Consider the following 26905-nt stretch of genomic DNA (forward strand, 5'->3'; position numbering starts at 1 on the left):
TTATAACAGAAATAAAGAGACAGATGGAACTAACTTATGAAAAGAACTATTATCACTATTTACACACTATCTTTTGTTATACTTACTTTTAATGGATGTACTGCTGCATTAATGGATCCTGAGATAAACTTTGAACCACCTGCTTATGTAGAGCAGATGCCAGCACGAGACGATGAGCAGAACTTCTCTTCAACTGGTAGTATCTTTGGTCAAGGGGATAACCCACTTTTTTCAGACCATAAAGCTATGAATGTAAGTGATATAGTTACTGTAGTTATTTCAGAGACAGCGCAGAGTTCAAATACTGGCGCAAAACAGCTCTCAGAGACTGACACGGCGACTTTAGGTGGCGGACTCTTCTCAAGTGCAGGTGGAGCAAACGGCAGAGTAGCAGGTGGCATAGCTGGTCTCAATGGCTATACTGATGTTGGGTTTAATACAAACTCTGTAAGTACCTTTCAAGGTCAAGGTTCAGCAACAAAAGACGCTAGCTTTACAACGACTGTTTCTGCTAGAATAGTAAAAGTACTAAAAAATGGGAACTATTTTATAAGTGGTAAACGCGAGATGCTTATAGATGATCAAAAGCAGATCATCCAGATAAGTGGCGTTATACGACCTTATGATATAGATCAAAACAACAATATCAACAGTGCTCAGATGAGTGATGCAAAGATATTGTATAAAACAGAGGGGGATATGGATCGTGCAACAGAACAAGGATGGGGAAGTAAAATGGTGCAAGCAATTTGGCCGTTTTAGTCTCGTATATTTATTTTTAGTAACAGTAGTGTCTGCAGAGAGTTTTGCAGATTTTAAACAAGCAGAAGCTCAGGCTTTTTCAAAGTACAAAGACGCACGCGATGCAGAATTTAACAACTACCTAAAAGCTCAATGGAAAGAGTACAACGCACAACTGAGTAAACCTCTTTATGAAAAACCAAAACCAAAAAACATAACACCTACAATTCAAAAGCAGATAAAAAGCATAGGGCCAAAGATCAATATAGTCATTAAGAAGCCTAAGGTTGTAGCTAAGAAAATAGAAGAGCTTACTCCTCCTCCAAAAGAGATAAAAAAAGAGCCTATAGAAGAACCTAAAGAAATTGTCAAAAAACCAAAAGTGATAGTTAAAGAGATAATAGAAGAACCAAAAAAACCAATAGTAAAAAAAGTTGAAAAAGTACAAGAGATTGTAGTGAGTAAAGATATTAACTTTAACTTTTTCGGACAAAAACTTGGATTTAACATAGATGGTAGTTTTAAAAGAGCAAAGTTCTATCCTTATGATCAAAGTGGTATATTAAACTTTTTTGACACTATCGCATCAGGTGATTATGAACATACAGTAGCTGAGATAAAAGCGACAGCTTCAAGACTTAATCTAAATGACTGGGGCGTTTATCAGTTGGTAACACAGTTCTCAAATAATGTAACGGCAAATAAAGATGACAATAAACTATTGAGTTGGTTTATCTTTAATAAGTTAGGATATGAAGTAAAAGTAGGTCTTGCAAACAAACATGTGATTCTGATGCACTATAGTAAAAAAATAATCTACTCAACGCCAAACTATAATTTTAATAATAAGAAATTTTATGTAGTTGCAAATTATGCTAAAGGCTCAGTTGGTAAGCTTTACACATATAAACAGAGTTATCCTGGTGCGAACAAGGCGATGGATTTAGAACTCAGTTCTCTTCCAAATTTTGAAGCAAATCTAAAAAGTAAAAGTGTTTCATTTAGACAGCTTGGAAAAGAGTATAGTGCTTCGTATCACTATGACCAAAACCTTATAGACTTCATGGCAACGTATCCTCAGGCTGATTATGAGACATACTTTAACTCCCCAATGAATGAGTCCACATATAAAGAGATAGCAACAGATCTTAAAAAATATGTTAATAATCAACAAGCAAGTGTTGCTATAAACTTTGTTTTAAATTTTGTACAAAAAGCATTTAAATATGAAAGAGACCATCAGCAGTTTGGAAGAGAAAAAGTCATGTTTGCAGATGAAACTCTCTACTATAGCAAGTCAGATTGTGAAGATAGAGCAATACTCTTCTCATATCTTGTAAAAGAACTCTTTGGTGTTGGTGTCATAGGTGTGAAATACTCAGACCATATGGCAACCGCTCTATATATCCCTATGGAGGGTGATAGTGTAAAAGCAGGAAGACGTAAGTTTGTAATAGCAGACCCTACTTACATAAATGCAAATATTGGTCAAAGTATGCCTAAATATAAAAGAAAAACTCCAGATAGTTTTATAGTTGTCAAAAGAGATGATTAATTAATATGGAGATGTTAGTAGAGACTTTAAGCCATCTTCCAAGTAACAGGGAGCTTATTGAGAGATTGAAAACATCAAAAAAGGTGAACTATTTTTTAATAAATATAGATAATTTCTCAAATATCAATAATGCATATGGATATGAGAGTGGGGATATAGTTCTCTCGGATGTAGTGAAATTTTTAAATATGATCAAGCCCCAAAACTCAAAAATATATAGATTTACCTCTGATAAGTTCGTTTTACTTGATGATAGAGACTTAGAAGAAGATGAGCTTAATAAAATTGCTGAACTAATATTGTCATTCTTCTCTCAAACAGAGATTTATATAAATGATGAGATCTATATCAAAGTCTCTTTAAGTATTGGAATATCTGTCGATGAGGGTTTAGATAACATAACCCAAGCAGAGATGGCTATTAAAGATCTTCGTAGCTCTAAACGCAACCATTATGCTATTTATAACTCCTCTTCACTCTTTATAAAAAAAGCAAAACAAAATATATACTGGATACAAAAGATTAAAGAGGCAGTAGATAATGAAGAGATAATCGCTTATTATCAACCGATAATAGATAACAAGAGTGAAAAAATCACGAAGTATGAATGTCTAGCACGAATAAGTGATGAAGATGAGATTATCTCTCCCTTTGTTTTTTTAGAAGCTGCAAAGGTCACAGGAAACCTTCCTTATGTGACCCGCTCCATCATAAGTCAAAGTTTTGCGAAGTTTAGTGGTACGGATTATGAATTTTCTATCAATATTACGGGAGAGGACTTAGTATTAGACTATTTAGAAACTGTCTTAATGAAGAACTCTCTAAAGTATGGTATTGACCCATCTAGAGTTGTTTTAGAGATGCTTGAAGACATTACTACACTTGAGTATAGTACTATGTTAAAACAGTTAAATTCACTCAGGCAAAAAGGTTTTAAAGTCTCTATAGATGATTTTGGAGCTGAAAGCTCTAACCTTTCACGACTTCTTGAAATAGAACCTGATTATCTTAAAATCGATGGTGTTTTCATAAAAAATATATTGAGTGATAAAAAGAGTCAAATTATAGTTGAAGCAATAATTATGATGTGTAAGAACTCTAAGATAGAAATTATTGCTGAATATGTTCACTCTAAAGAGGTTTTTGAGAAGATTAAAGAGTTTGGCATAGAGTTCTCCCAAGGTTATTACTTTGGAGAGCCTAGCCCTAATATAAAATAGCAGAATAATAAGCTAATTCCTTCTCTTTCCAAATACAGCTTCTATATTCAAGAACAATACGAAATTTTATATTTAATAAAATCAGTTATTTACTAAATATTTTAGATATAATCCGTGAAAATAAATGAAGGAAAATATCATATGTATTATGGATTTAAGTTTAAAAGTAGACTGAGTATTGTTACAACATTATTTGTTGCATTATTATTATCGGGTTGTTTAGCATCTTTATTGGATGTTCCAGGGAGTGCATACAATAATGAAACAGAGCAATTAAGTAAGTTGCTTAAAGAAGGCGATAATGTAAATGGTTTTAATGATGCCGGTGTTGCAGGTATACATTATGCTGCAAAAGCAGGAAACTTAAAGGCATTACGTATTTTATTGGATAATGGTGCTGATGTTAATTTAAAGGCTATTAACAAATATAATGGATGGAGCCCTTTACATTTTGCGATGACTATTCCAAAGTATAACAGTAGTAGATATCAATATAAAAAACTAGATGTAGTAAAACTACTTGTGCAAAAAGGTGCTAAATTAGATTATAAGGGCCCTAATGGTGAATCACTACTCCATATAGCCAGTGCTCAAGCATATAAAGGCTCAGATAAAATTACTGCATATTTAATAAGCTCAGGTCTTAACATAAATGAAAAAGATTCAAAAGGTAAAACTCCTTTTGATTATGCATTGAAAAATCTTAGCTTTTCTAATATCACTGTTTTAATGAAAAATGGAGTTAATTTTAATAACTATAAGGGTCCTGATGGGAGTAGTCTATTTCACTTAGCTGCAGGAGAAGTTCTTAGAACAAACAGTGCATTGGACTTTATAGACTACCTTATTTCTCAAGGATACGATATTAATAAAGTTGATGAAAATAAGAAAACAGCATTGCATTATGTATATAAAATTGATATAGATGAAAAAAATAAAAAATATCTACAATTAAAAACAGATGCTGTCGCTACTTTGATTAAAAAAGGAGCTAACTTAACTGCACAAGATAATTATGGTAATACTGTTGGGCATTATGCTGCATGCGATGGTAATATTGGAGTTGTTTCAATTTATAGAGCACTTTATAAAAAATATAATTTATCAAATGTAAGAAATAAGAAAAATCAAACAATTGAAGAGTTATATAAAGGGTATGCAAATTGGCATAATAAAGTGGCAGACCCAAATACAAGTGTAAAAGAAATGCTTCTACTTAAATATCCACCTTCATGTATATAGTAGTTAGTAGGGCTTTATAGCCCTTAAATATTGAGTTTTGAAAGGTTTTTTAGTAGTAAAGTTATTGTTTTAGGCAGTAATTATCTTTTTTAATTATGTCTTGTACTATGTTATAGCCATGATTCAAAGCTAATGCAATAGAGCCACCTAGAGGGCCGGCAATGTCTCCGGCTATATATATACCATCAGAGTTTATGTGATTTTCATCAACTACTGGTTTGCCTTTTTCATCAACAACGATAGGCGTCTTGCTCAAGAACTCCTTAGGCGTTGAACCTCCTAACGCATAAATTATTCGATCATACACTAAAGAACTATTATCGGAAAAATTTACCCTACATTTTCCCTCTTCATCAGTTACGCTGAGTATGTCTACTCCAAGTTTTAATTGTATGACGCCTTCTTTAACGCTATCTAGAAGATTTTTAGTGTTTTTTGGATTAGCTCTTGTAATCTTATCTCGTCTATATGTAAATGTTACTTTATTGTCAGTACGTATGAGGTATGCATACTCCGCAGCGCTATCTCCACCACCTACTACAAGTACATCCTCGTGACCTGGACAATCTGTAATATTAAAGTTAATGCGATCTTTCAAGCTTTTTGGTAAATCATAATCAGGCTTGTTTGGTTTTCCCATCTTACCAATTGCAACTACAATATATTTTGCTATAAAGGTTTCATTTGTATTAGTCTTGATATGAAAATGGTTCCCCTCTTTGCTTATTTCATCTATCTCGGTTGAAAATTTTGTATCAATTCTATGATCTAGAAGTGATTTATTAAATGTCTCTAATGTACCATTCTTTGTGCCATCTTCAAACTCTATATTTCCTTTTAAATCAACTTTGAGACCTTTCCAATCACGGTCTACGGGCTTTCTGTCATCAAAGTATTTTCTAATGGTTTCTGAATGATTTTGACCTTTTTCAAAAAGAATAATATTATTGATACAACATAAAACACTCTCAACCGCAGTTGCTATTCCCGCTGGACCAGCGCCAATAATCGCTATATCATATATTTTTTGCATCGTACATCCTTTAAAAGTGTAAGTAAATTATAGTGATTGATAATATCTAATAAAAGTGTAAAAAGTTATAAAAAAATAAATATAGTATAAGAGTTAAAAAATGATATATAGAGAGAACACAGTTCATGTAAATAGGGCTTTAGGCCCCTTTATTAGATAGTTATAGAAAAAAGATTTTAGTAGTTAAACGCCACTTTATATGTAGGATCGTCTTCTTCATAGCTACAGTGCGGCCCCGCTTGTTTTAATATCTCTTTACAGTCAGGACTTAGGTGACGAAGCAGTAAGTTCTTTCCTGCTTCTTCATACTTTTTAACCATGGCGTCTATAGCCTCTACCCCTGAGAAGTCAAGTACTTTTGCGTTTTTAAAGTCGATAACAACGCGAGGAGGGTCTTGGTCGATGTCAAAGTTATCTGAAAACGTTGTAGCCGACGCAAAGAAAAGCGGACCCTCTAACGTGTAGACCTTTGTTCCATCTTCTTCAGTATGCGTTTTTGCCCATATACGAGCGTGTTTCCACGCAAACACTAGCGCAGAGATAATAACGCCAGCGATCACCGCTACGGCTAGGTCTTCAACAACTGTGATGATAGTCACTACAATCATTACAAAAACGTCAGCTCTAGGCATATGTTTGAGATGTGAAAAGCTTGACCACTCAAAAGTTCCAATGCTCACCATAAACATTATCCCAACTAAAACGCCAACTGGAATAGTGTTGAGAACATCTGTCATTGAAATCACTAAAACTAGTAAACCAACAGAGGCTACAAAAGATGAAAGGCGACCTAGACCACCAGACGTAAAGTTAATGATAGATTGACCAATCATTGCGCATCCCGCCATACCTCCAAAGAATCCAGCAGTCATGTTTCCACATCCAAGCGCGATACACTCTTTGTTGCCACTTCCTCTCTCGCCACTCATCTCATCAAGTACGGCTAGCGTTAAGAGTGACTCTATGAGCCCAACAAGTGCCATGATGATAGCATATGGAAGAACCATAATGATAGCGTCCATACTAAAAAGAGTATCTGGAATGATAAGGTGAGGAAGTTGTCCTTTAAACTCACTCAAGTTTGCTAAAGAGCCTACCGTTATAGTATCTATTTTCATAAAGTAAACAACCAGCGTAAGTAGAACAATTGCAACAAGTCCAGATGGTACAGCTTTTGTATACTTTGGTAAAAGATACATTATAAGCATTGTAATTCCTACAATTACATACATAGTCGCACCTTGTCCATCAAAGAATTTAAACTGTGCCATTGCAATGACAATCGCAAGGCCATTTACAAAACCATACAGGGCAGGTTGAGGCACTAAACGGATAAACTTACCAAGTTTAAGAACTCCAACTAAAACTTGAATTGCTCCTGCTATAATAGTTGCTAAAAGAACATAGTTAAGCATATGAAGGTAGAGATCATCACCACTTAAACCAGCAAGTGTTAGTTTTTCATTGGCTTGCATAACAAGTCCAACCATAACGACAGCAACGCTTCCCGTAGCACCAGAAATCATTCCTGGTTTACCTCCAATGATAGAAGTAATAAGACCAATAATAAATGCAGCATAAAGACCAACAATAGGACTCAGACCTGCAATGAAACTAAATGCGATAGCTTCTGGGACAAGAGCAACAGCAACTACTAAACCAGATAAAACATCATTTTTGATATTTGCTGATGTGTATTTTTTTAAATCAAACAAGTTTTTAGCACCTTAAATAGAGTATTTTAAAATTTCGCAATTATATCTAAATAGTAATGAACTTCTTCTTTTTAGGATTAATAGAACTTATAAACTTATATATAGTGATGCTTATAAACACAACTATTATAAATAGAAGGGCATTAATAACAAAATATCATATTATGAAAATTGATCTTTTTATTGTATAATTTCTTATATAAATTATAAAAGGAATTAATACTATGAATCATGTATATTTATCAGAAACAGTAATTAACAATGCATTAGCTACTCATGTTATAACATCAGTAGAAGCGGAGATGTTAAAAAAGAAAGTCGATTGTCAGGTGAGTATATATAAAGCTACTCACAAGCTTTAAATATTTAACTATAAAACAATCTATATCTACTTTTTTTAGAGTATAATTTGAAAAAATAAGGTTGTCCATGAAGCATGTTTTTAAAATAGAAAAACTCCCTATATTTATCAAGTTTTTCATTACTTTAATTCTATACTATAGTGTTAAAGATTTTACTTTAATTAACTCGTTTACAAAATTGGCAGTAGCTCTGCTAGAGTTTATCATCATCTTAGAGTTAGTTCGAATGCTAATAGATTTTCTTTTTAGTGATGAGAACCGTATTAATCTAAGACTTATGATAGATTCAACCATAGTCTTCTTTATTCGCGACGTTTTACTTATCGTTACTGAAAAATTTGATTCGATTAAAATATTTTCTATGCTTGGCATAATATTGTTACTATTTATATTTAGAATTATCGCTATGAAATACAGTCCCTCTCATATGGAAAGCAAAAAAATAGCATGAAAAATATTTATAAAAGGTTGGTTTAAATGAAAAAATTAGTATTGGCGTTTAGTTTACTTTTTAGTATAACTCTCTATGGAGACTTGTATGAAAAGGCTCTTGATGAGTATGAAAATGGCAATGTAAAAATAGCTGCGGGCTTATATTTAAAATCTTGTGATAATGGAAACAGTAATGCCTGTTATAAATTAGGAATGATGCATGTTAAAGGCGAAGGCGTAAGCCAAAACAATAAAATAGCAGGTAGCCTTTTTGTAAAATCATGTGACAATGGTAATGCTGATGCATGTTTTAACCTAGGTATAATTTATGAAGATGGAAAAGCAGTAGTAAAAGATAAACTAAAGGCTAAAAAGTTTTATGAAAAAGCTTGTGAAGGTGATAGTTCAGATGGATGTTTGTATCTAGGAAAAATGTACTTAAAGGGAAAAGTAGTAAAACAAGACTATAAAAGAGTGATTGAACTTTACAATAAATCATGTAATTTAGAAAATGGCGAGAGTTGTTATAGTTTAGGTCTTATGTACTTAGAAGGTGAAGGTGTAAGAAAGAATAAAAGTACTGCTAAAGAATACTTTGGAATTGCCTGTGATAATGGAAATAATAAAGGGTGTAAACAATACCGTACTCTCGATAATGTAAACACCAAGTAAAATAGACTAGATAAAACTAGTTATCTCTCGATCTTTTTTCGCCACTTTTGTACAAAAAGTGATGTGATAATTACCATACTCATCATTATCGACACTGCGTAGTAAGTACCTATTTCACCAGTTGCAAAAGGTAGGCCAGTCGTATTCATACCAAAAAAACCAACTAGAAGGTTTAGCGGAAGGAATATAGCTGAGATAATGGTTAGAATATAGATCATTTTATTCATTTTATCATTAGATTTTGCATTGTAAAAACTGTATAAATAGTCTAGTTTAGAGAGTTGTAGCATTGCTGAACGCATTGTTCTTTCCATATGCTCATGTATGTCTACATAATGATTCATAGGAAATCCATCAACATCTTTGTTGTAGTCAATAAACTCTTCCATAGTAGTTGCAGTTCTAAGTAGTACTCTTTCTATACGTAATATTTCTAGTTTTACAGCTAGCCAATTATTTAAAAAATCACTATCCGCCATATCTGAGTATAAACTCTCTTCCATATCTGAAATAGTCTCTGCATATTTTAAAAATGATTTGAGTAATTTATCAAGTACCTTATCAACTAAAGTGTAGGGACCCATATAGACGCCATTTAACTCTTCGAACTTATTCTCTTTTATATTATAGAAATAACTATTCTCCTTTGTAAGGATAAAACCTAAAGAAACATTGTTTAATTCATCAGTTATAACAGGAATACGAAGAATAAGCATGTCGTATGTCTCATTTTCGTCAAAAATTGCAGGGTGTTTTTCATTATGTAAATCTTCTAAATGAAGCTTATCAATTAACTCTTCTACATTTTGCATAATCTATCCTTTAGTTACTGTAATCTAGTATTTCTTTATATTATTGGTATTTAGAGCATTGTATCTTAGGATTAGAAAACCAGGTACTTGACACAATAAAATTTAGTTTCTATTTGTTAAAAGGGGCTATAATTCTTCAATTTGTTTTGAGGAAAATAATTTATGGATATTAAAAAGAAACTTATCTCTAATGTCGTTAGTATAGTTAAAGAGGATAAACAAAATATCTTTTATCTTATATACTACTCTGTGATAGAAGCGATTCTATTGCTTTTTATCCCTTTAGCAACATCATTTATAATAAATAGTATTTTGTCTCACTCAACAATATCTATCGCAGTTCTAGGTACTATCGTTGTTATCAGCTTTATTTTAACCACTTTACTGCAAGTAGCAAAGCAGTATATCATTGAAAAATTTGAACAGAAAATTTTTGTAACTACAGGAATTAAAATAGCATCAATGGCTATGAAAATGAGAGCCTCGAGTGAAAATGTAAAAAATTTAATAGATAAGCATATGAACTATTTTTTTGACATTGGAGCGATACAAAAAATATTTCCAATACTACTTCTAGATGGAACTGCTCTTGTAGTGAAGTTACTCTTTAGTCTACTCTTGTTATTTGTGTTTGATATTACACTGTTTTTAGTAGGGTTATTCTTTTTTGTAGTATTCGTGATTTTATTATTTGTACTTGGTCGCAATGGAATTACCTATAGTATAGAGCGTTCAAACACTAAACATGATGCTATATATTATTTACAAAATATCCCCGAGATGGAGGGTGAAGAAGATAGTATACTCAAAGAGTTTGACGAGCATTTGATTAGGTTTGTTAACGCAAGAGTGAAAATATTTCATGTTGTAATGAGACAGCTAACACTTACCTTTATAATTGAAGGTTTGGTTTTTAGTTCATTTTTGATTATCGGAGGTTACTTAGTTATCAATAGTACTCTCCCCTTAGGTGAGTTTGTCGCAGCAGAGATAATTGTCGTCTCCATTACAAGTGCACTCAAAGATTTTATGAAGCAGATAGATTATATCTATGATATGACAGAAGGATTTTATAAAGTAGAGAAATTATCTCTTACATTACAAGGAGATGAACATGTCTAAGTACAAATATGAAGCATTAGAGATGCTACATCTTCATCCCTTCGTTAGAAAAGTATGGCTAGTTAGTTCAATAGTCTTTTTTATCTTTGTTTCAATGCTTTTTTTACCCTGGGAGCAGACTATAAAAGGTGAAGGAAAACTTATTGCAACAGACCCTATGCAAAGAGATTATAACATTTTAGCTACGATAGATGGTTTTGTAGATGAAGTATATGTACATGAAAATCAGTTTGTTAAAAAGGGTACACCGCTTTTTAGACTTGTTGACCTAGACAAAGAATATGATGAGAAATTAAAATCTATTCACCTTAGCTCTCAAGAACAGTATGTAGATTTTCAGAAGCAGGTAGAAAATATTCAAGAAAAAGGTGATAATTTAGAGAACTACCTCAGAGTTGGACTAAATGTTTATACTCAAAAATTCCAACAGATTAAAAATAAGATAGAGAGTTTACGTCTTAAGAAGGTCTCTTTAGAAAAAAATCATGAGATAGAGAAACTGAATGTTTCAAGATTGGAAACACTCTATAAAGAGGGAATAGAGTCTAAGAGAAATTTTGATTTAGCGCAAAATATTTATGTAAAAGCAGAAGCAGAGTTAAAAAAGATAGATATTGATATAGAGATAGAAAATAATAATCTAGATATTATCAAACAAGAAAAAGAGAAGTTTTTAAAAGAGACACAAAACAAGATTAAACTCTTAGATAACTCTAGTTTAAACTCTAAAGCAAAATTGAAATCTATTTCTCAAGATATTCAAAGAAATAGTTTAAATGTGCAGCGTTACGAGAGTGGGACTGTTGTAGCTCAAAGAGATGGCTTTATTGTACGAGTACTACAAAATGAAAAAAATCGCCTAATAAAAAAAGGTGATCCTATCATTCATTTTTCACCCTTGATTTCAGATAAAAGTATTCTCTTAAAGATTTCAGACTTTAATATGCCACTCTTAAAAGAGGGCTTACCAGCTAGAATCATGTTTTATGGTTGGCCAGCACTACAAATATCTGGTTGGCCAAAAATCCGTTATGGAACATTTGCCGGAGTAGTAGAAAAAGTAGAGCCGATTTCACATGAGAAAGGTTTTTACTATGCAAGGGTTGTAGAAGATCCTAAAGAACCATGGCCTAAAGGTGATAACTTGAGAGTAGGGACTCAGTCTACTATATGGGTGAGGCTAAATACTGTGCCAATTTGGTACCAAATGTGGAGACTCATGAATGCTTTTCCCCCACAGATGCTTACTCCAGTTGTAGAGAAGAAAAAGTGAGATACTTCTTAGCTCTACAGCTCCTCTTAGTAGAACTTGTAAGTGCGAATGAGCTCTTTAAAAAAGAGATGATTCTTGAGTATTTTAAAGAGTCTAATCCATTTGTATATAGCGCCATAGCAAATGAGAATAGATATAAAAATCGAGACCTCTACTATCAAGGTGAGTTAGATAACAAACTCTTTTTAAAGTATGACAAAAAAGAGTACCCAGTCAGTGAAGCTGAGTTTTTTGACATAGGTGTGCAAAAGCCACTTGAAAATGGCATAGAACTAACTTTGGCATATAGAAAGGCAGAAGGTACACAAGAGTCTAACAACATCAAAACAGGTGATGATGGGGAGGCTAGGGTTGGAGTAAAACTACCGCTATTTTCTTTAGCCCATGGTATGAACGATAGAAAGTTAAATATTGAGACTGCAAGGTTACAGAGGGTTAACCTGAGTAATGATTCCAAAAATAATTTAAGAATTCTATATTTTAAGACCTACTCTGAATATGCAAAAGTTCTTTACTATAAAGCTGTGATAGAACTTCAAAAAGAACTTTTAAACAAGGCAAAAAAGAGAGAGAGTATAGTTAGTGATAGAGTAAATGTTGGTTCTGTGGCAGAAGTAGCCCTTTTAGAAGCACAACAACAAATTATCAACAGAGAGCAGTCTCTCATCTCATCAGAAAATGAGTTCTCATATGCACTAGAGAACTTTTTAAAGTATCTTAATATTTCACGCGAAGAGTTTGAAAGTCAGTATAGACTCTTTAAGCTTGAAGAGATAGAACATGCAAAAGTTGATTATGATGAGTTCTTAGGGATGGCGTTAGAGAATAGGCCAGATTTAAAAAAGTATGACATAGAACTAAAAAAAATTAAGTTGGAGCAAAAACAGACTAACTTACTAAACTATCCAAAAATGGACCTATCTTTTTATGGAGTGCACGACTTTGAATATGAGAGTGGATTTAAAGTGGCGTTGGATATGGATTTTCCAATAGAGAGACGAAAGTACGACGCGAAAGTTCTGGAAAATAAAAATAGTGTTTTAATGATGCAAACAGATAAGGCTAAAGAGATATTAAATATCAAAACAAATCTCCTTAACATTGTAAACTCGTTAAATACAATAGAGATGAATTTGGCTAGTTCAAAAAAAGAGATAGAGCTTCTTGAAACATTAGAAAAAGCAGAAAATAAAAAGTATGTTTTAGGAATGAGTAATCTATTTATGGTTAATCAACGCGAAGTATATACCTTGGAAGTGAAGAAAAAAGCGCTCAAATATAACTTTAAGTATCTTCTACTTGAACAAGAAGCACAAAGAGAAGCGGGCTTCTCTTTTAAAGAGTTAAGACTGTAGAGATTCTAACTGCTCTTTAACTTTTATAAGCTTAGCTTCCGCATCCGCTAAAGCCTCACGGTTTTTCGTAAGCACATCTTCGGGTGCATTTGCGACGAAACGCTCATTTTTAAGCATGCCATTTAGTTTGTCTATCTCTTTTTGAAGTTTCTCATCTTGTTTTGTAAGTTTTGAGATAATAGAGCTCAAGTCTATAGAATCAGTTGGTATAAATGTCTCACAAAAGTCAGAGATGTCACTCACGGCGTTTTCTATCTTAGTCTGAGTAAACTCTACCTCTGTTACTTTAGCAAGTTTTATAATGAAAGGAAGCATCATATTTTGCTCATCTTCACTTATACCATCTATCTTTACAAATGCTTTTTCTATTTTTTGGTTTGCCAAATCAACAAGTACTTTTGCACGACGAATAGATACGATAGCGTCCATGATAACGTTGAACTTTTTCTCTTCAGCTTCTCGTTGTTTTGTTTTATGAGGATAAGGCATAATCATGATAGAGTCGCTATCTTCTAAAGACGTTCCAGATAACTCATGGTAAAGATACTCTGTAACAAAAGGCATAAATGGGTGAAGTAGTTTCATTGCCTCTTTAAAGATAGCTCCAAGTTCAACTATAGAAGCTTTGTCAGCTTTAGATAGCTCGATTCCCCAACCACAAAACTCATTCCATATAAATCTATATATGATAGTCGCGGCATCATTAAATTTGTACTCATCCAGTGCTGCGCGAACCTCTTTAGTAGCTACGTTTAAACGCGATGTCATATACTTACCAAGTTCAGTCTCTACACAAAAGCCTGCCATGTCTGGGAATACATCTACATTCATCTGCAAGAATTTCGCAGCGTTGTATAATTTATTTGTGAAGTTACGGTTTAACTCAAGCTTTTCCGTACTCATTCTGATGTCACGACCTTGCGCCGCTGAAATTGCAAGAGTAAAACGCAGGATATCTGCAGAGTATTGATTTACCATGTCAAGAGGGTCGATGACGTTACCCTTAGACTTAGACATCTTATCGCCTTTTTCATCACGAACGAGAGCATGAAGGTAGATGTGCTTAAATGGAAGCTCGCCATTGAAGTTTTCACCCATCATCATCATTCTAGCTACCCAGAAGAAAAGAATGTCAAATCCAGTGATAAGAAGAGTGTTTGGATAGAAGTCTTTCATATCGTCTGAGCGAAAAAGTTTGTCCATCTCAACATCACCATTACCCCAACCTAGAGTTGAGAACGGCCATAGAGCAGATGAGAACCAAGTATCTAAAACATCAGGGTCTTGTGTTACATTTTTACAAGCACACTTTGGACAAGCTTCAGGTGCATCTTCTTGAGAAACAAACTCGTGGTCGCACTCATCACAGTAAAATACTGGAATCTGATGTCCCCACCATAACTGACGAGAGATACACCAGTCACGAAGTTCACCCATCCAAGAGTTGTAAGAGTTTATCCAGTGAGGAGGGAAAAACTGTGCTTCACCTGCATTTGTCTTCTCTATAGATTTAGCGGCTACGTCTTTTTTAACAAACCACTGTCTTGAGATATATGGCTCAACGATATTTTTACATCTGTAACAGTGTCCTACTTGATGCTTATGGTCCTCTATCTTAACGATAAAGCCTTCTTCTTGAAGTCTGTTTACGATAGTCTCACGAGCCTCTAAACGCTCTAAACCTTTAAACTCGCCAGCATAGTCGTTTAATATACCTTTTTCATCAAAAACTGTAATGAACTCTAGGTCATGGCGTTTACCAACTTCGTAGTCATTCTGATCATGTGCAGGTGTAACTTTAACTACACCAGTTCCAAACTCCATATCAACATGAGAATCAGCGATGATAGCAACTTCTCTATCAAGTAATGGAAGTTTTATTTTTTTACCGATTAGGTGAGTGTAACGCGAGTCATCAGGATGAACCATAACTGCAGTATCACCAAAATACGTCTCAGGACGAGTAGTTGCAACTTCAACACTACCACTTCCATCAGCAAAAGGGTAAGTGATATGGTAGAACTTACCATCATGGTCTTCGTGTTCTACTTCGATGTCAGATAATGCACCATCGTGTGTACACCAGTTAACCATGTAGTTTCCACGAACGATTAGTCCTTGGTTATAAAGATGAACAAAAGACTCTTTTACAGATTTTTGGAGTCCCTCATCCATAGTAAAACGCTCTCTCTCCCAAGCTGGAGATACTCCCATCTTACGAAGTTGGTCTGTCATAATCCCAGCAGACTCTTCTTTCCAAGCCCAAGCACGTTCTAAAAATTTCTCACGACCTAACTCTTCTTTAGTCGTTCCCTCAGCTAAAAGTTGCTTCTCAACTACATTTTGAGTAGCGATACCCGCATGGTCCGTTCCTGGTTGCCATAGTGTTTTATATCCGTCCATACGCTTGTAACGAGTGATGATGTCTTGAAGTGTAAACGTAAGTGCATGACCGATGTGTAGACGACCTGTGACGTTTGGCGGTGGCATCATGATAGAGAATTTTTTATCTTCTCTTTGGATGGCTTTGTTTCCATCTACTTCAAAGTACTTTCTATCTTCCCAAATTTTATAATATTTGTTTTCTGTCTCTTGTGGATTGTAAGCTTCTGATGCCATATATAACTGCCTTAAATTATCTAATTAAAATTTCGCGATTATATCTTAAATGATGTGAGAATCAGCTTATGTAGAACTGCCAAATTATAGGTTCACTTAAGGATAAGATGCTTAAATTAATTTTTTTTCATAAAAAAAACTATTTTCCAAGAAAATTGTGATAGAATCTGAATAGTTACAACTTAAAAATAGAAGTATTATAATGAATAAAATAGACTTATATAACGAACTATTATTATCAGGTATCAAAATAAAAGCATATAGCCCTTTAGCTAGGAAACTGATACTTATAAATATGTTACTTTATATTAGTGCTGTATTGCTCTGTTTTTTTACTATCTATAATGTTTTTATCGCTTCTAATCTTTACTTAGGAGTAGTTGATGGAGTCGCATTAGTTGGGATAATATATGCTTATTTTGACATCAGGATTAGTAAAACACTCAAAAGAGCTTCAATAGTTGCAACTGTAAATATGTTTGTTTTTATGTCTATGTTAGTTTATATCTTCCAAGGTAAGGACTTTACGCTTATATGGACTGTGTTTTTACCACTCTTTGCTATTTTTATAAACGGCAGTCGTGCAGGTTTAATCATCTCTACTTTATTTTATATGATCATTTTTACTTTAGCATACACGGGCTTAGGTGAGTGGCAAGATGGAATGTGGAATAAAGAGAGTTTCTCGCGTTTAATAGCCGCGAGCATTGGTTTGACTCTTATAACTTACTTTTTTGAAAAAAGTCTTGAAAATGCTTATGAAGCACTCTCTGAAAATAGAAATATAGAACAACAGTATATGCATAAACTTGAAATTACTGCAGTTACTGACCCCTTAACGAAACTTTTTAATCGCCGCCACCTATTAGAACATTTCGATATAAAGTTTAATCATGCTAAAGAGAATCGTACATATTTTGTTATGTTTATTCTTGATTTGGACCATTTTAAAGAGTATAACGACACTTATGGGCATATTGCTGGGGATGAAGCACTCAAAGCAATTGCGCAAGTACTTCAAAATGGAATGAGGCGCGAAGCCGATAGCACTTTTAGACTTGGTGGTGAAGAGTTTTGTGGGCTGTTTATTACCAATGAGATGAGTAAGGTTAATACTACTATTGAAAATATAAGAGAATCTATTGAATTACTTAATATAGAGCATGAAGAAGCTAAAGAAAATACTTTAACTGCTTCATTTGGGGTCTGTGTTATTAACGAATACAAAACAAAAAGTTTTGACAAGATGTATAAGATAGCTGATGATGCACTCTACAAAGCAAAAGAGTGTGGACGTAATTGTGTTATTGGAGCAGATGTAATTAGCACACTTTAATAGTTAAAAGGTATAATCACACTCTTAAAAATAATGAGGAGTTGTTATGCCACTGTCGCGTTTAAATGAAGAACAGTATGCCGCTGCAACTTCTTCTTTTGCTGAAAACCTCATTATCGCTTCTGCTGGAACTGGTAAAACTTCTACTATAGTTGGTCGTATAGGTCACTTAGTCAACAACGGCGTTAAACCAAACGAGATCCTTTTGCTTACCTTTACAAACAAGGCGGCAGCTGAGATGGTGGCTCGCGTGGCAGAGTACTTTGGAAAAGATGTCGCATCAAAAATAGATGCGGGAACCTTTCACGCGGTGAGTTATAGATGGCTAAAAAAACATGATAAAAAAGTTGTTTTAAAACAGCAACGCGAACTCAAAACTCTCTTTAGATCTGTGTTTGAAAAACGCTCATTTGAACGCATAGACGCAGACGTAACGCCATATGGTGGAAATCATCTATATGATCTTTACTCTTTTTATCAAAATACGGAATTAAACAATAATTTTGAAGATTGGGTAAAAGAGAAGTATGAAGACCATGAAGGTTTCGCGCTCATTTATGCCGACGTGGTTGATGAGTTTGAGAGTCTCAAAAAAGAGTATGGTTTTGTAAATTTTAATGACCTTCTTTTGCACTTTCGTGAGATGTGCCAAACTAATGACTTAGGCTACAAAGAAGTTCTCGTAGATGAATACCAAGATACGAACGCTCTTCAAGGAACCCTTATAGACGCCATGAATCCGCCATCGCTCTTCTGCGTTGGCGATTATGACCAGAGCATCTACGCATTTAATGGTGCGGACATAAGCATCATAGGTTCATACACGAAGAAGTTTCCAAACGCCAAAGTTCATACCCTTACTAAGAACTATCGCTCATCAAGACCTATACTCTCACTTGCAACAAAGGTGATAGAGCATAATGAACGCATCTATCCTAAACAGTTGGAAGTAACTCGCGTTGATTCAGCTCAAGCTCCCAAACTTTTAACATATGATGAGCTTTTTGATCAGTACCACGCAATGGCGGCTCAGATAAGAGACTCTCAAACGCCAAGAGAAGAGATAGCCGTTATCTTTCGAAACAACTCTTCAGCAGATGGCATAGAAGTAGGGCTTAGGGAATTAGATATTCCTTGTAAACGCAAGGGTGGGACTAGCTTTTTTGACTCTAGGGAGATAAAAGCGATTTTAGACCTTTATACTCTGCTTGTAAACGAATCAGACATGATGGCGTTTATACATCTCTTTGAATTTGCGCGTGGGATAGGTTCAGCTATGGCTAAAGAACTTTACTTGGCGTTTAAGGCTCTAGGGCAGGGGAGTATGTTTTATGGTTTATACGCTCCAGACGAGTCTTTGAAAAATCCTTTTGAAAAACGTAAGTTAAACCATCAACTAGGTTTGTTTGATGACTTTATAGAACTAGGTGCTGTAGGAAAGTATGCAAAACTAGGTTTTGAAGATAAGTTTATGCGAAACCCTATTTTAAAGCATCCTAGACTTACAAAAGACTCTGCAACTTTTGTTCATAACTTCTACCTTCTCTTTCGTGATTTAAAGGGAGTCAAAAAGCCTCTTGACGTTGTTAAAAAGATTTCTAATTCTGAGTTATACAAATATATATCTGAAGTTTTAGCGACTAAAAGAGCGACACTTAAAGATGGCTCTATAGATGAGAAACAAAAGGCGGAGTCACTCACTCGCATAGAGAGAAAAAAACTTCTACTTCAAGAGTTGTGCAAACCATACTCAGAACATGAACGCTTTTTAAACGCCATGATACTTGGCTCTTCAGACTTAACTCAAGGCGAGGGCGTAAATCTGCTAAGCGTACACGCCTCTAAGGGTCTAGAGTACAAAGAGGTTTACGTAGTCGACCTAATGGATGGACGTTTTCCAAATCGTAAGTTGATGCAAAGAGGTGGAAGTCTTGATGAAGAGAGACGACTCTTTTACGTAGCCGTAACTCGGGCCAAGGATATTTTGTATTTGAGTTATGCAAAGTATGATAAGATAAAAAAACAGAACTTCTTACCATCGCAGTTTCTGTATGAAGCGGGACTCGTTCCAAAAGACGAGGCTTACGAAGCGATGGTTATGAAAGACGCAGATAAAGATGAAGATTAATTTTAAAGGAGTGAGACAATGGTAAATAGAAGAGTAATGGTTATATCGGTAACGGGAGTGGCTTTTGTACTCTCAGTATTGTTGGCATTTGCATATACAAACGCGACAAAAGCAGAAGAAAAAGTTGTAGTTAAAGAGTCGAAAATTCTAAAAAAAGCTATAAATATGCAGGGTATGACTTGTGATGGTTGTGAAGAACTTATAACAAGTGTAGGCTCAAAGATACCAGGCGTGACAAATATAAGCGCGTCTAGTCCAAAACAGCTTACTATAGTAGAGTATAATAACTCTATTACTGATATAGACACTATCATGACCGCAATAGCAAAAACGGGCTATAAAACTTTGAGTGCTGAGGATTTTAATGAGAATCATCTTCCTAAAGTAAAAGAAGAGATTAAAAAAGAGACTAAAGAGATACCATCTACTGTTGGTGAAATGAAATGTGGTGCTGGAAAATGTGGCTCTTCTATGGAGTAGTAGATACTCTTTGTATAAACAGATAAATGATTAAAAGAGAAAAATGCAAACATTAAAACAGTTACAATCAGGTGAGCTAAAAGGTATTAAAGAACTTAAAGTCTCAGAGGAGCTAACTACTTTTCCCCAAGAGATTTTTGACTTAGCTGATACTCTAGAGATACTTGATTTAAGTCATAACAAATTAAAGAGTATCCCAAAAAATATAAGCAGACTGAAAAAACTAAAAATTGCGTTTTTCTCATTTAACGACTTTACTCATGTTCCCGCAGAATTTAAAGAGTGTGAAAATCTTTATATGCTTGGACTTAAATCCAACAAGATAGAGAAGTTTGATGAGGATATCTTGCCAACAACAATAAGTTGGCTCATACTCACTGATAACAGATTGACGTCTCTTCCAAATTCTATAGGCAAACTCACAAAACTTCAAAAATTCCCTTTAGCCGGCAATAGACTTACGGCTTTACCAGAGAGTATGCAAGCGTGTACGAATTTAGAGCTTATGCGTTTATCTGCAAATAACTTTGGAGAACTTCCCTCTTGGTTATTTAAACTTCCTAAACTCTCATGGTTGGCATTTTCTGGTAATCCATGTTCAGTGAGCCATGAGTTGCAATCAAAAGAGATAGCACTCGAAGATATTCAAGTCAAAGAGCTACTAGGTGAGGGTGCTTCGGGAGAGATATATAAAGCTTACTCAAAAGAGTTAGGTAATGAAGTTGCATTGAAACTCTTTAAGGGTGCCGTGACAAGTGATGGATACGCAAAAGATGAGATGAATGCGTATCTACATGTAAAAGAGCATCCAAATCTCATAAAAGTACTAGCGAAGATAAAAGATGAAGAGAAGTTAGGCGTAGTTCTAGAGTATATCAGTTCTGATTATGTAAATCTTGGCAATCCTCCAAACTTTGATACCTGTTCGCGTGATACTTATGAAGATGGAACTCTCTTTGATATAGAGACTATTCGTTCAGTTGTAAGTTCCATAGCCTCAGTGGCTAAACATATGCATGAACATAACCTTATGCATGGAGACCTTTACGCTCATAATATTTTGCTAAATGCCAATAATAGTTGTTACTTAGGTGATTTTGGAGCCGCTAGTTTTTATGAGAATAAGAATAATATGCATGAAAAGTTAGAAGTAAGAGCCTTTGGCTGCCTTTTAGAAGAGCTGCTTTTAAGAAGTAGCTCTAAAGAGTGCAGCAGTTTTAAAATGCTTGATGATTTAAAAGATAAGTGCATGAGTGAAGACGTAGATAGTAGACCTCTTTTTAAAGAGATGCAGATTTATGAGGAGTATATATTATGAGTGAGTACAAAGATCAGTTTTTAAAGATAGGAGTAGGAATTATTTTTGGGTTGATTGCATATATGCTAGCCTCACTTATATTTAATACTACTCAAGCAATGCTATTAGGTCTTATTACTCTCTTAGTAGTGCTATGGACAAACGAAGCGCTCCCTTTAGGTGTTGTCTCACTACTTCCCATTGTACTCTTTCCAATGTTTGACATTATAGATACAAAAGCAACTGCTATAAATTATGCAAATCCCATTATCTATCTTTTCTTAGGTGGATTTATGCTTGCTATTGGCGTTGAAAAAACAAAGTTGCATATTTATATAGCGGACAAAATGTTAGACATCTTTCCTTCCACACCAAGAGGCATGATATTTTCATTTGCTCTAACTGCGGGACTACTCAGTTCAATCCTCTCAAATACCACAACAACTCTTCTTTTAATCTCCATAGCACTCTTTATAACGGAAGATGTAAAGTTAAAGATGCGATTTGCTTTAGCGGTAGCTTATGGAGCAAGCATAGGGGGAATTTTAACGCCCATAGGAACTGCTCCAAATATGATTCTTTTAGGAATTATGCAAGAGCATAACTTAGAGACTATCGCTTTTTTTCAGTGGATATGGATGACTCTTCCCCTTGTACTTATCATGCTTACTAGTGTGACATTTCTACTCTCTTTGGGGCTTGAGAAAAAACAGATACCAAGAGAGCAGAGTTCACATACTCTAGATAAAAAACAGAAGAAAGTTCTTTTTCTACTTGCATCATTAGGAATATTACTATTGATAAATGCACAGATAAAACCATATTGGAGCGGTCTTGGCCTAAATGAGAGTGGAATTCTTCTTAGTTTTGGACTGCTACTTTTTATGCCACCCTTTAATATTTTAGAGTGGAAGAGCGATAATATTAAAATTCCATATGAGATTATTTTTCTTTTTGGTGCCGGTTTTTCCATTGCAATAGCATTTGAAACTATAGGCTTGGCTGATGAGGTTGCGTCTTATCTTTTAAGTATTACTCATTTGCCACCTATTATTTTGCTCTTTAGCGTGGCATTTCTAATTACTTTTACAACAGAGATAACATCAAATACGGCATTAACATCCATAATGCTTCCTGTAATTTACTCAGTTGCGCAACAAGCGGGGATAAATATGACACTCTTTATGATGGTAGCGGCTATCTGTGCTAGTTACGCATTTATGTTGCCAATAGCCACGCCTCCAAACGCCATTGCTATGAGTAGTGGAGTTGTGCACGTAAAAGATATGATTCGTTATGGGGTTGTACTTAACCTTCTTGGTATCTTTTTTATTGTTATGATAGGAGAGTATTTTTGGAGAATTGTTTTATAGCAAAACTATTATCTTCATATTAGAAAAGTTTTGTTAAAATTTGTAAATTATACAAGGTTGAGAGATGATAGTTCATATAGTAATGTTTAAGTTTCAAAAAGAGGATATGGCGTTAAATATCGCAAAAGTAAAGCATAAGTTAGAAAAGCTTGAGCAGTTAATTCCTGAGTTGAAGTCTATAGAAGTGGGTGTGAATTTTGACGAATCAGATCGTGCGTTTGATCTCTCTTTATACTCAACGTTTGAAACTCAAGAAGATTTGGAAATCTATGCGGGACATGAAGAACACCTTAAAGTTGTAGAACTTATAAAGAGTGTAACATTAGAGTCTAAAGTCGTAGATTATGTTTTAGACTATGCTTCAGAGTAGGGTTATAAAACCCTTCTCATATTAAAACTTTACATTTTCGTATCTATCATAGAGCCACTCCGCTACAGCTTGTTTTTCATCTTCGTTTATTTTACCTTTGAGTGATGGCATTGTTCCAAATTTCTCAATCGCTCCACTGTTACACATGCTATTGTCAAGATTTGGATTGATTATATAATCTTTTACAAAAAGTATAAAAAGATAGCGATTTACATCCTCTTCTTCATCAGTTGTTTGTATGTTCTCTTTTAAGCGATTAGAGACTTCAACCATTGGTGGAGCCACAAGAGTGTTTATATGGGCTAGGGCATACTCAGAAGTCATCATCTCTGCATGACAAGATTGACATTTATTTTTAAAAACCTCATATCCATCAGTTGCAAAAAGTGTTGAACCAAGGAGTAGAGTAGTTAGTAGTATATTTTTCATAATATAGGCTTCCTTTTTTTATATATTAAAGTATACAGATCGTCTGTTAAGAGAGTGTTAATAGTCTCTTTGTGACGAAAAAATAAAATAAAAAAAAGACTTAATCAGAAATATTAGCTCTCAGATAATACAAATAGCTAAATTTTAAATGATATAATCTTATAACAATTATAAATAAGGATAATAAAATGAGTGAGCCTACCTTAGAATCAATGAGTGACTATAATGGACTAAAGGGTGAAAAAAGAAGAGTTGTATGGGCTGTAATAATAGCTGGAGTTATACTCTCTATTGTTTATACTGTTGTTGCTACTATCTATGGTGATGTTGATGATAGTATAAAAACAGAAAATATTACAAAAAACATACCATTTAAGTAATAAAAAAATGATAAGATTAGAACTAAATTTTAACTACTAAAGGTCAAGTCTATGTTGATGACAATTACAGGTATATATACCTTATATCTACTCATTACTTTATATACAAGTGTAATGCAGATTGGGTTTATAAATCACTCAAAAACAAAAGAGGCAGTTTTACTTACTCCAGCAGAGTTTTTAAAAGCTGGTAACTATGGTGTTGCTAAAGAGAAGCTCTCTATCGTAAACGCATTTGTGGACTACTTGATATTTATTGCATGGATAGGTTTTGGGATTAAAGCATTACAAAACAATATCTTATTTGAGAATGACGTAATTTATAATATAGCAATCGTTATGGGATTTGTAGTGATTAACTCTCTTGTATCTCTACCGTTTGCATACTATGAAAAGTTTGTTTTAGATACTCAGTTTGGCTTTAACAAGTCCACAATGGGCCAGTGGATAAAAGATACACTTATATCTTTTGTGATGACATTAGTTTTTGGCTCAGTGGTTGTTTGGGGTGTTTATGAAATTATCTCCAATTTCACACTCTGGTGGTTATGGAGTTTTGTTTTTATATTTGCAGTAGTTATTCTTATAAATATGTTATATCCAGCGTTTAGAGCAATGTTTTTTGACAAATTAACACCACTTCAAGATGAAACTCTTGATGATGAGATAAAGACTCTTATGGATAAAACTGGTTTTGTAAGTTCAGGAGTCTTTGTAAGTGATGCTTCTAAGCGCGATGCAAGACTCAATGCATATTTTGGTGGGTTTGGTAAGGCAAAACGTGTTGTTCTTTTTGATACTTTGATAGAAAAACTGACAACTAAAGAATTACTTGCTGTTTTAGGACATGAACTTGGACACTTTGCTCATGGAGATATATATAAAAATATAGCACTTGTTGGTAGTATGCTCTTAGCAATGTTTGCTATATTTGGCAATCTACCAGATACTCTTTATCTTGAGTTAGGTTTGAGTAGCGAGCCATATGTACTTATGATACTGCTTATGCTTTTTATACCGGTTTTAGGTTTTATAATGATGCCAATAATGGGAATAGTAAGTAGACATAATGAGTATGCCGCAGATAGAATGGGAAGTGAACTTGGAGGAGAAGCAGGTGCAATAGAACTTGCAAATGCTCTTAAAAAACTAGTGACTGAGAATAAAAGTTATCCTTTATCTCATCCAGTGTATATATTTTTTCACTATACACATCCACCAGTATTAGAGCGTTTAAGAGAGTTAGGTGTAGATATTTAACTAACTTTTATTCTGTTGGAGTGCTTTAAGTTGGCGCATTGACTCTAAAGTAGATCTACTTTTGTTTACAGAAGATCTTCTATTTTCAAGGTTTTGAGCATAAATAGTATTTTTTAGTTCAGCTATTTTTAGAGAAGCTGATATATATTCTCTATCAGTTGCATATGCTGAAGCTGAAAAAACAGTAAGAGTAAGTAATATTAATATATTTTTGTTCATTTTGATTCCTTATTGAGGGAATTATATATAAATATCTACTAATTATCTATTATTATTTAACAGGCATGATTTATTCTAAGGTTTTTTTAAGATATTGATGATTTGAAAGTATAGATAGCATATAGATATTTTGTTATAATTTTAAAAAAGTTGTATATATTGAAAAATCCGATAGTCAAAAATATATTAAAAGATATTACCCTCCAATTAACAGAATTTATTCCTAGAGCATCTCGTGAAGCACAACTTTTATTAATGTATTTTTTAGAAGTTGATGAGCTTTGGTTGATAACAAATCAAAATACTCAAGTAAAAAACATAGATAAACTGATAGGGTGGGTTAAACGCCGTACTGAAAATGAGCCTCTAGAGTATATTACAAATCGTGTGAGTTTTTATAGTGAAGAATTTTTTATAAAAGAGGGTGCTTTAATTCCTCGTCCTGAAACAGAGTTACTCCTAGAAGATGTTTTTAAAAATCTTCCAAATAAAGATGAAAAGATAAGCTTCGTTGAAGTCGGAGTTGGAAGCGGGATAATATCTATAATACTTGCAAAGCATTATAAAAATGCTTCTTTTATAGCAGTAGATATATCCCAAGGTGCCTTAGAGATTGCAGCAGTAAACATAAAAAAATTTGCTCTTGAAGATAGAATAGAGTTGCGTTTAGGTTCACTTCTTGATAATGTAGATGAGAAAATTGATTATCTGGTATCTAACCCTCCTTATATTGCCGATGATGAAGAGTTAGAGTCAAATCTCTCTTATGAACCTCAAAATGCTCTTTTTGGGGGAAAAATTGGTGATGAAATCATTCAAGAACTTCTTGATAGAGTCTTAAAACAAAAGATTAAGTTTTTTACTTGTGAGATGGGTTATGATCAAAAAGATAAAATACAACATTATTTAAGAGATAAAAATTATGAGAGTTTAGAGTTCTATAAAGATCTAAGTGATTTTGATAGAGGCTTTACACTAAAGGTATAGATTGAAAAAAAATATTTATGTAGATTTCAGTTATTTGATAATTTTAGCGGCTTCATTTGGTGGAGTTATAGTTCTCGGTGCTTTTGTCGCTCCTGTGGTTTTTAACACTGATAAAATACTTACAGAGATAGCATTAGATAATTATAATGCGGGAATTATTATGGGTGAAATATTTCGTAGATTTTCATATTGGAGCTACTTCTTAGGAGCTTTTGTGGCACTATATGAAGCATATCAATATAAGACTGGAGAGAGAGATGCTATTAGTTTTGGAGCAGCTGTGACAGTTTTGTTTGCATCTCTTATGTTTAGTGCCGTTTATTCACCAAATATACTCTCTATGCAAGCAATGGGTGTAGAAGCAACTCAGAGTGATACTTTTAAGAATATTCATACAGCGAGTGAAATAGACTTTAAAATTCTTGCGGTTGCTTTAATCATTCTTTTTGTAAGAAGACTCATGCTTCTTCGCACAACAAAATAAATAACTGAC

At 34.0% G+C, this 26905-nt stretch carries 26 protein-coding genes; 20 read left to right on the forward strand and 6 right to left on the reverse strand.

The genetic code is table 11. From position 1 onward, the window contains the following. Positions 1-36: 36 nt before the first annotated feature. From flgH to GJV85_RS05215, 4 genes are all read left to right on the forward strand, one after another. The gene (gene flgH / locus GJV85_RS05200; protein ID WP_207562807.1) at positions 37-762 is read left to right on the forward strand and encodes a flagellar basal body L-ring protein FlgH; all 726 of its coding nucleotides are present in this window, start codon (positions 37-39) and stop codon (positions 760-762) included. After that, positions 707-2296 carry a hypothetical protein gene (locus GJV85_RS05205; protein WP_242689843.1) on the forward strand — a complete coding sequence of 530 codons (1590 nt, stop codon included), beginning with the start codon at positions 707-709 and terminating at the stop codon, positions 2294-2296. Before flgH ends, GJV85_RS05205 begins: the two co-directional genes overlap by 56 nt. Before the next feature lie 11 nt (positions 2297-2307). Then, a complete protein-coding gene (locus tag GJV85_RS05210) occupies positions 2308-3516 on the forward strand; it encodes an EAL domain-containing protein (protein WP_207562808.1) in 1209 nt (402 codons plus the stop codon). 141 nt (positions 3517-3657) lie between these two features. Continuing rightward, on the forward strand, positions 3658-4758 hold the full coding sequence (locus GJV85_RS05215) for an ankyrin repeat domain-containing protein (protein ID WP_207562809.1): 1101 nt from the start codon (positions 3658-3660) through the stop codon (positions 4756-4758). A 61-nt stretch (positions 4759-4819) separates the two neighbouring features. Here GJV85_RS05215 and GJV85_RS05220 read toward each other — a convergent pair whose 3' ends face one another. Beyond that, positions 4820-5791, reverse strand: coding sequence for an NAD(P)-binding domain-containing protein (locus tag GJV85_RS05220; RefSeq protein ID WP_207562810.1), 972 nt, complete (start codon positions 5789-5791; stop codon positions 4820-4822). 176 nt (positions 5792-5967) lie between these two features. Then, positions 5968-7506 carry a SulP family inorganic anion transporter gene (locus GJV85_RS05225; RefSeq protein ID WP_207562811.1) on the reverse strand — a complete coding sequence of 513 codons (1539 nt, stop codon included), beginning with the start codon at positions 7504-7506 and terminating at the stop codon, positions 5968-5970. 224 nt (positions 7507-7730) lie between these two features. On the opposite strand from GJV85_RS05225, the gene GJV85_RS05230 reads away from it, so the two are divergent. The 3 genes from GJV85_RS05230 (at position 7731) to GJV85_RS05240 (ending at position 8972) form a co-directional block, all read left to right on the forward strand. Next, a complete protein-coding gene (locus GJV85_RS05230) occupies positions 7731-7868 on the forward strand; it encodes a hypothetical protein (protein ID WP_207562812.1) in 138 nt (45 codons plus the stop codon). 67 nt (positions 7869-7935) lie between these two features. Then, the gene (locus GJV85_RS05235; RefSeq protein WP_207562813.1) at positions 7936-8319 is read left to right on the forward strand and encodes a phosphate-starvation-inducible PsiE family protein; all 384 of its coding nucleotides are present in this window, start codon (positions 7936-7938) and stop codon (positions 8317-8319) included. A gap of 26 nt (positions 8320-8345) precedes the next feature. Then, the gene (locus tag GJV85_RS05240) at positions 8346-8972 is read left to right on the forward strand and encodes a tetratricopeptide repeat protein (protein ID WP_207562814.1); all 627 of its coding nucleotides are present in this window, start codon (positions 8346-8348) and stop codon (positions 8970-8972) included. Between the two features lie 20 nt (positions 8973-8992). Here GJV85_RS05240 and GJV85_RS05245 read toward each other — a convergent pair whose 3' ends face one another. Next, entirely contained in the window at positions 8993-9784 is a 792-nt protein-coding gene (locus GJV85_RS05245) for a magnesium transporter CorA family protein (RefSeq protein WP_207562815.1), read from the reverse strand. Between the two features lie 162 nt (positions 9785-9946). Here GJV85_RS05245 and GJV85_RS05250 point away from each other — a divergent pair, with 162 nt between their 5' ends. From GJV85_RS05250 to GJV85_RS05260, 3 genes are read left to right on the forward strand one after another with little or no spacing between them, the layout of a single operon-like run. Then, entirely contained in the window at positions 9947-10906 is a 960-nt protein-coding gene (locus tag GJV85_RS05250; RefSeq protein ID WP_207562816.1) for an ATP-binding cassette domain-containing protein, read from the forward strand. Further along, positions 10899-12179: an HlyD family secretion protein gene (locus GJV85_RS05255; protein ID WP_207562817.1), complete on the forward strand. Its 1281-nt coding sequence runs from the start codon at positions 10899-10901 to the stop codon at positions 12177-12179. The genes GJV85_RS05250 and GJV85_RS05255 overlap by 8 nt, the downstream gene beginning before the upstream one ends. After that, positions 12176-13534 (forward strand): TolC family protein, encoded by a 1359-nt coding sequence (locus GJV85_RS05260; protein ID WP_207562818.1) that lies wholly within the window; start codon positions 12176-12178, stop codon positions 13532-13534. Before GJV85_RS05255 ends, GJV85_RS05260 begins: the two co-directional genes overlap by 4 nt. Here the strand turns inward: GJV85_RS05260 and GJV85_RS05265 are convergent. Beyond that, a complete protein-coding gene (locus GJV85_RS05265; protein ID WP_207562819.1) occupies positions 13523-16153 on the reverse strand; it encodes a valine--tRNA ligase in 2631 nt (876 codons plus the stop codon). The two genes, GJV85_RS05260 and GJV85_RS05265, sit on opposite strands and share 12 nt — an antisense overlap. A 202-nt stretch (positions 16154-16355) precedes the next feature. On the opposite strand from GJV85_RS05265, the gene GJV85_RS05270 reads away from it, so the two are divergent. From GJV85_RS05270 to GJV85_RS05295, 6 genes are all read left to right on the forward strand, one after another. After that, positions 16356-17489, forward strand: coding sequence for a GGDEF domain-containing protein (locus GJV85_RS05270; protein WP_207562820.1), 1134 nt, complete (start codon positions 16356-16358; stop codon positions 17487-17489). A 46-nt stretch (positions 17490-17535) separates the two neighbouring features. Then, entirely contained in the window at positions 17536-19617 is a 2082-nt protein-coding gene (locus tag GJV85_RS05275) for an ATP-dependent helicase (protein WP_207562821.1), read from the forward strand. A gap of 18 nt (positions 19618-19635) precedes the next feature. After that, positions 19636-20097 carry a cation transporter gene (locus GJV85_RS05280; RefSeq protein WP_207562822.1) on the forward strand — a complete coding sequence of 154 codons (462 nt, stop codon included), beginning with the start codon at positions 19636-19638 and terminating at the stop codon, positions 20095-20097. A gap of 43 nt (positions 20098-20140) precedes the next feature. Next, entirely contained in the window at positions 20141-21415 is a 1275-nt protein-coding gene (locus GJV85_RS05285) for a protein kinase (protein WP_207562823.1), read from the forward strand. Then, a complete protein-coding gene (locus GJV85_RS05290) occupies positions 21412-22767 on the forward strand; it encodes an SLC13 family permease (protein ID WP_207562824.1) in 1356 nt (451 codons plus the stop codon). Before GJV85_RS05285 ends, GJV85_RS05290 begins: the two co-directional genes overlap by 4 nt. Before the next feature lie 64 nt (positions 22768-22831). Continuing rightward, positions 22832-23137 (forward strand): Dabb family protein, encoded by a 306-nt coding sequence (locus tag GJV85_RS05295; RefSeq protein WP_207562825.1) that lies wholly within the window; start codon positions 22832-22834, stop codon positions 23135-23137. Between the two features lie 21 nt (positions 23138-23158). Here the strand turns inward: GJV85_RS05295 and GJV85_RS05300 are convergent, their stop codons facing one another. Next, positions 23159-23566, reverse strand: coding sequence for a c-type cytochrome (locus tag GJV85_RS05300; RefSeq protein WP_207562826.1), 408 nt, complete (start codon positions 23564-23566; stop codon positions 23159-23161). Positions 23567-23754: 188 nt separating this feature from the next. On the opposite strand from GJV85_RS05300, the gene GJV85_RS05305 reads away from it, so the two are divergent. Continuing rightward, positions 23755-23946 carry a hypothetical protein gene (locus GJV85_RS05305; protein WP_207562827.1) on the forward strand — a complete coding sequence of 64 codons (192 nt, stop codon included), beginning with the start codon at positions 23755-23757 and terminating at the stop codon, positions 23944-23946. 51 nt (positions 23947-23997) lie between these two features. Further along, positions 23998-25206 (forward strand): M48 family metallopeptidase, encoded by a 1209-nt coding sequence (locus GJV85_RS05310; RefSeq protein WP_207562828.1) that lies wholly within the window; start codon positions 23998-24000, stop codon positions 25204-25206. On the opposite strand, the gene GJV85_RS05315 is transcribed toward GJV85_RS05310, so the two are convergent. After that, positions 25207-25425, reverse strand: a complete 219-nt coding sequence (locus GJV85_RS05315; RefSeq protein WP_207562829.1) for a hypothetical protein — start codon at positions 25423-25425, stop codon at positions 25207-25209. It lies immediately after the preceding gene. Positions 25426-25584: 159 nt separating this feature from the next. On the opposite strand from GJV85_RS05315, the gene prmC reads away from it, so the two are divergent. Together prmC and GJV85_RS05325 are read left to right on the forward strand one after the other, a co-directional pair. Then, positions 25585-26412 carry a peptide chain release factor N(5)-glutamine methyltransferase gene (gene prmC, locus GJV85_RS05320; RefSeq protein ID WP_242689844.1) on the forward strand — a complete coding sequence of 276 codons (828 nt, stop codon included), beginning with the start codon at positions 25585-25587 and terminating at the stop codon, positions 26410-26412. 1 nt (position 26413) lies between these two features. Further along, positions 26414-26896 carry a DUF4149 domain-containing protein gene (locus tag GJV85_RS05325; protein ID WP_207562830.1) on the forward strand — a complete coding sequence of 161 codons (483 nt, stop codon included), beginning with the start codon at positions 26414-26416 and terminating at the stop codon, positions 26894-26896. Positions 26897-26905: the final 9 nt, after the last annotated feature.

Source organism: Sulfurimonas aquatica (assembly GCF_017357825.1).
GTDB classification, from domain to species: Bacteria; Campylobacterota; Campylobacteria; order Campylobacterales; family Sulfurimonadaceae; genus Sulfurimonas; species Sulfurimonas aquatica.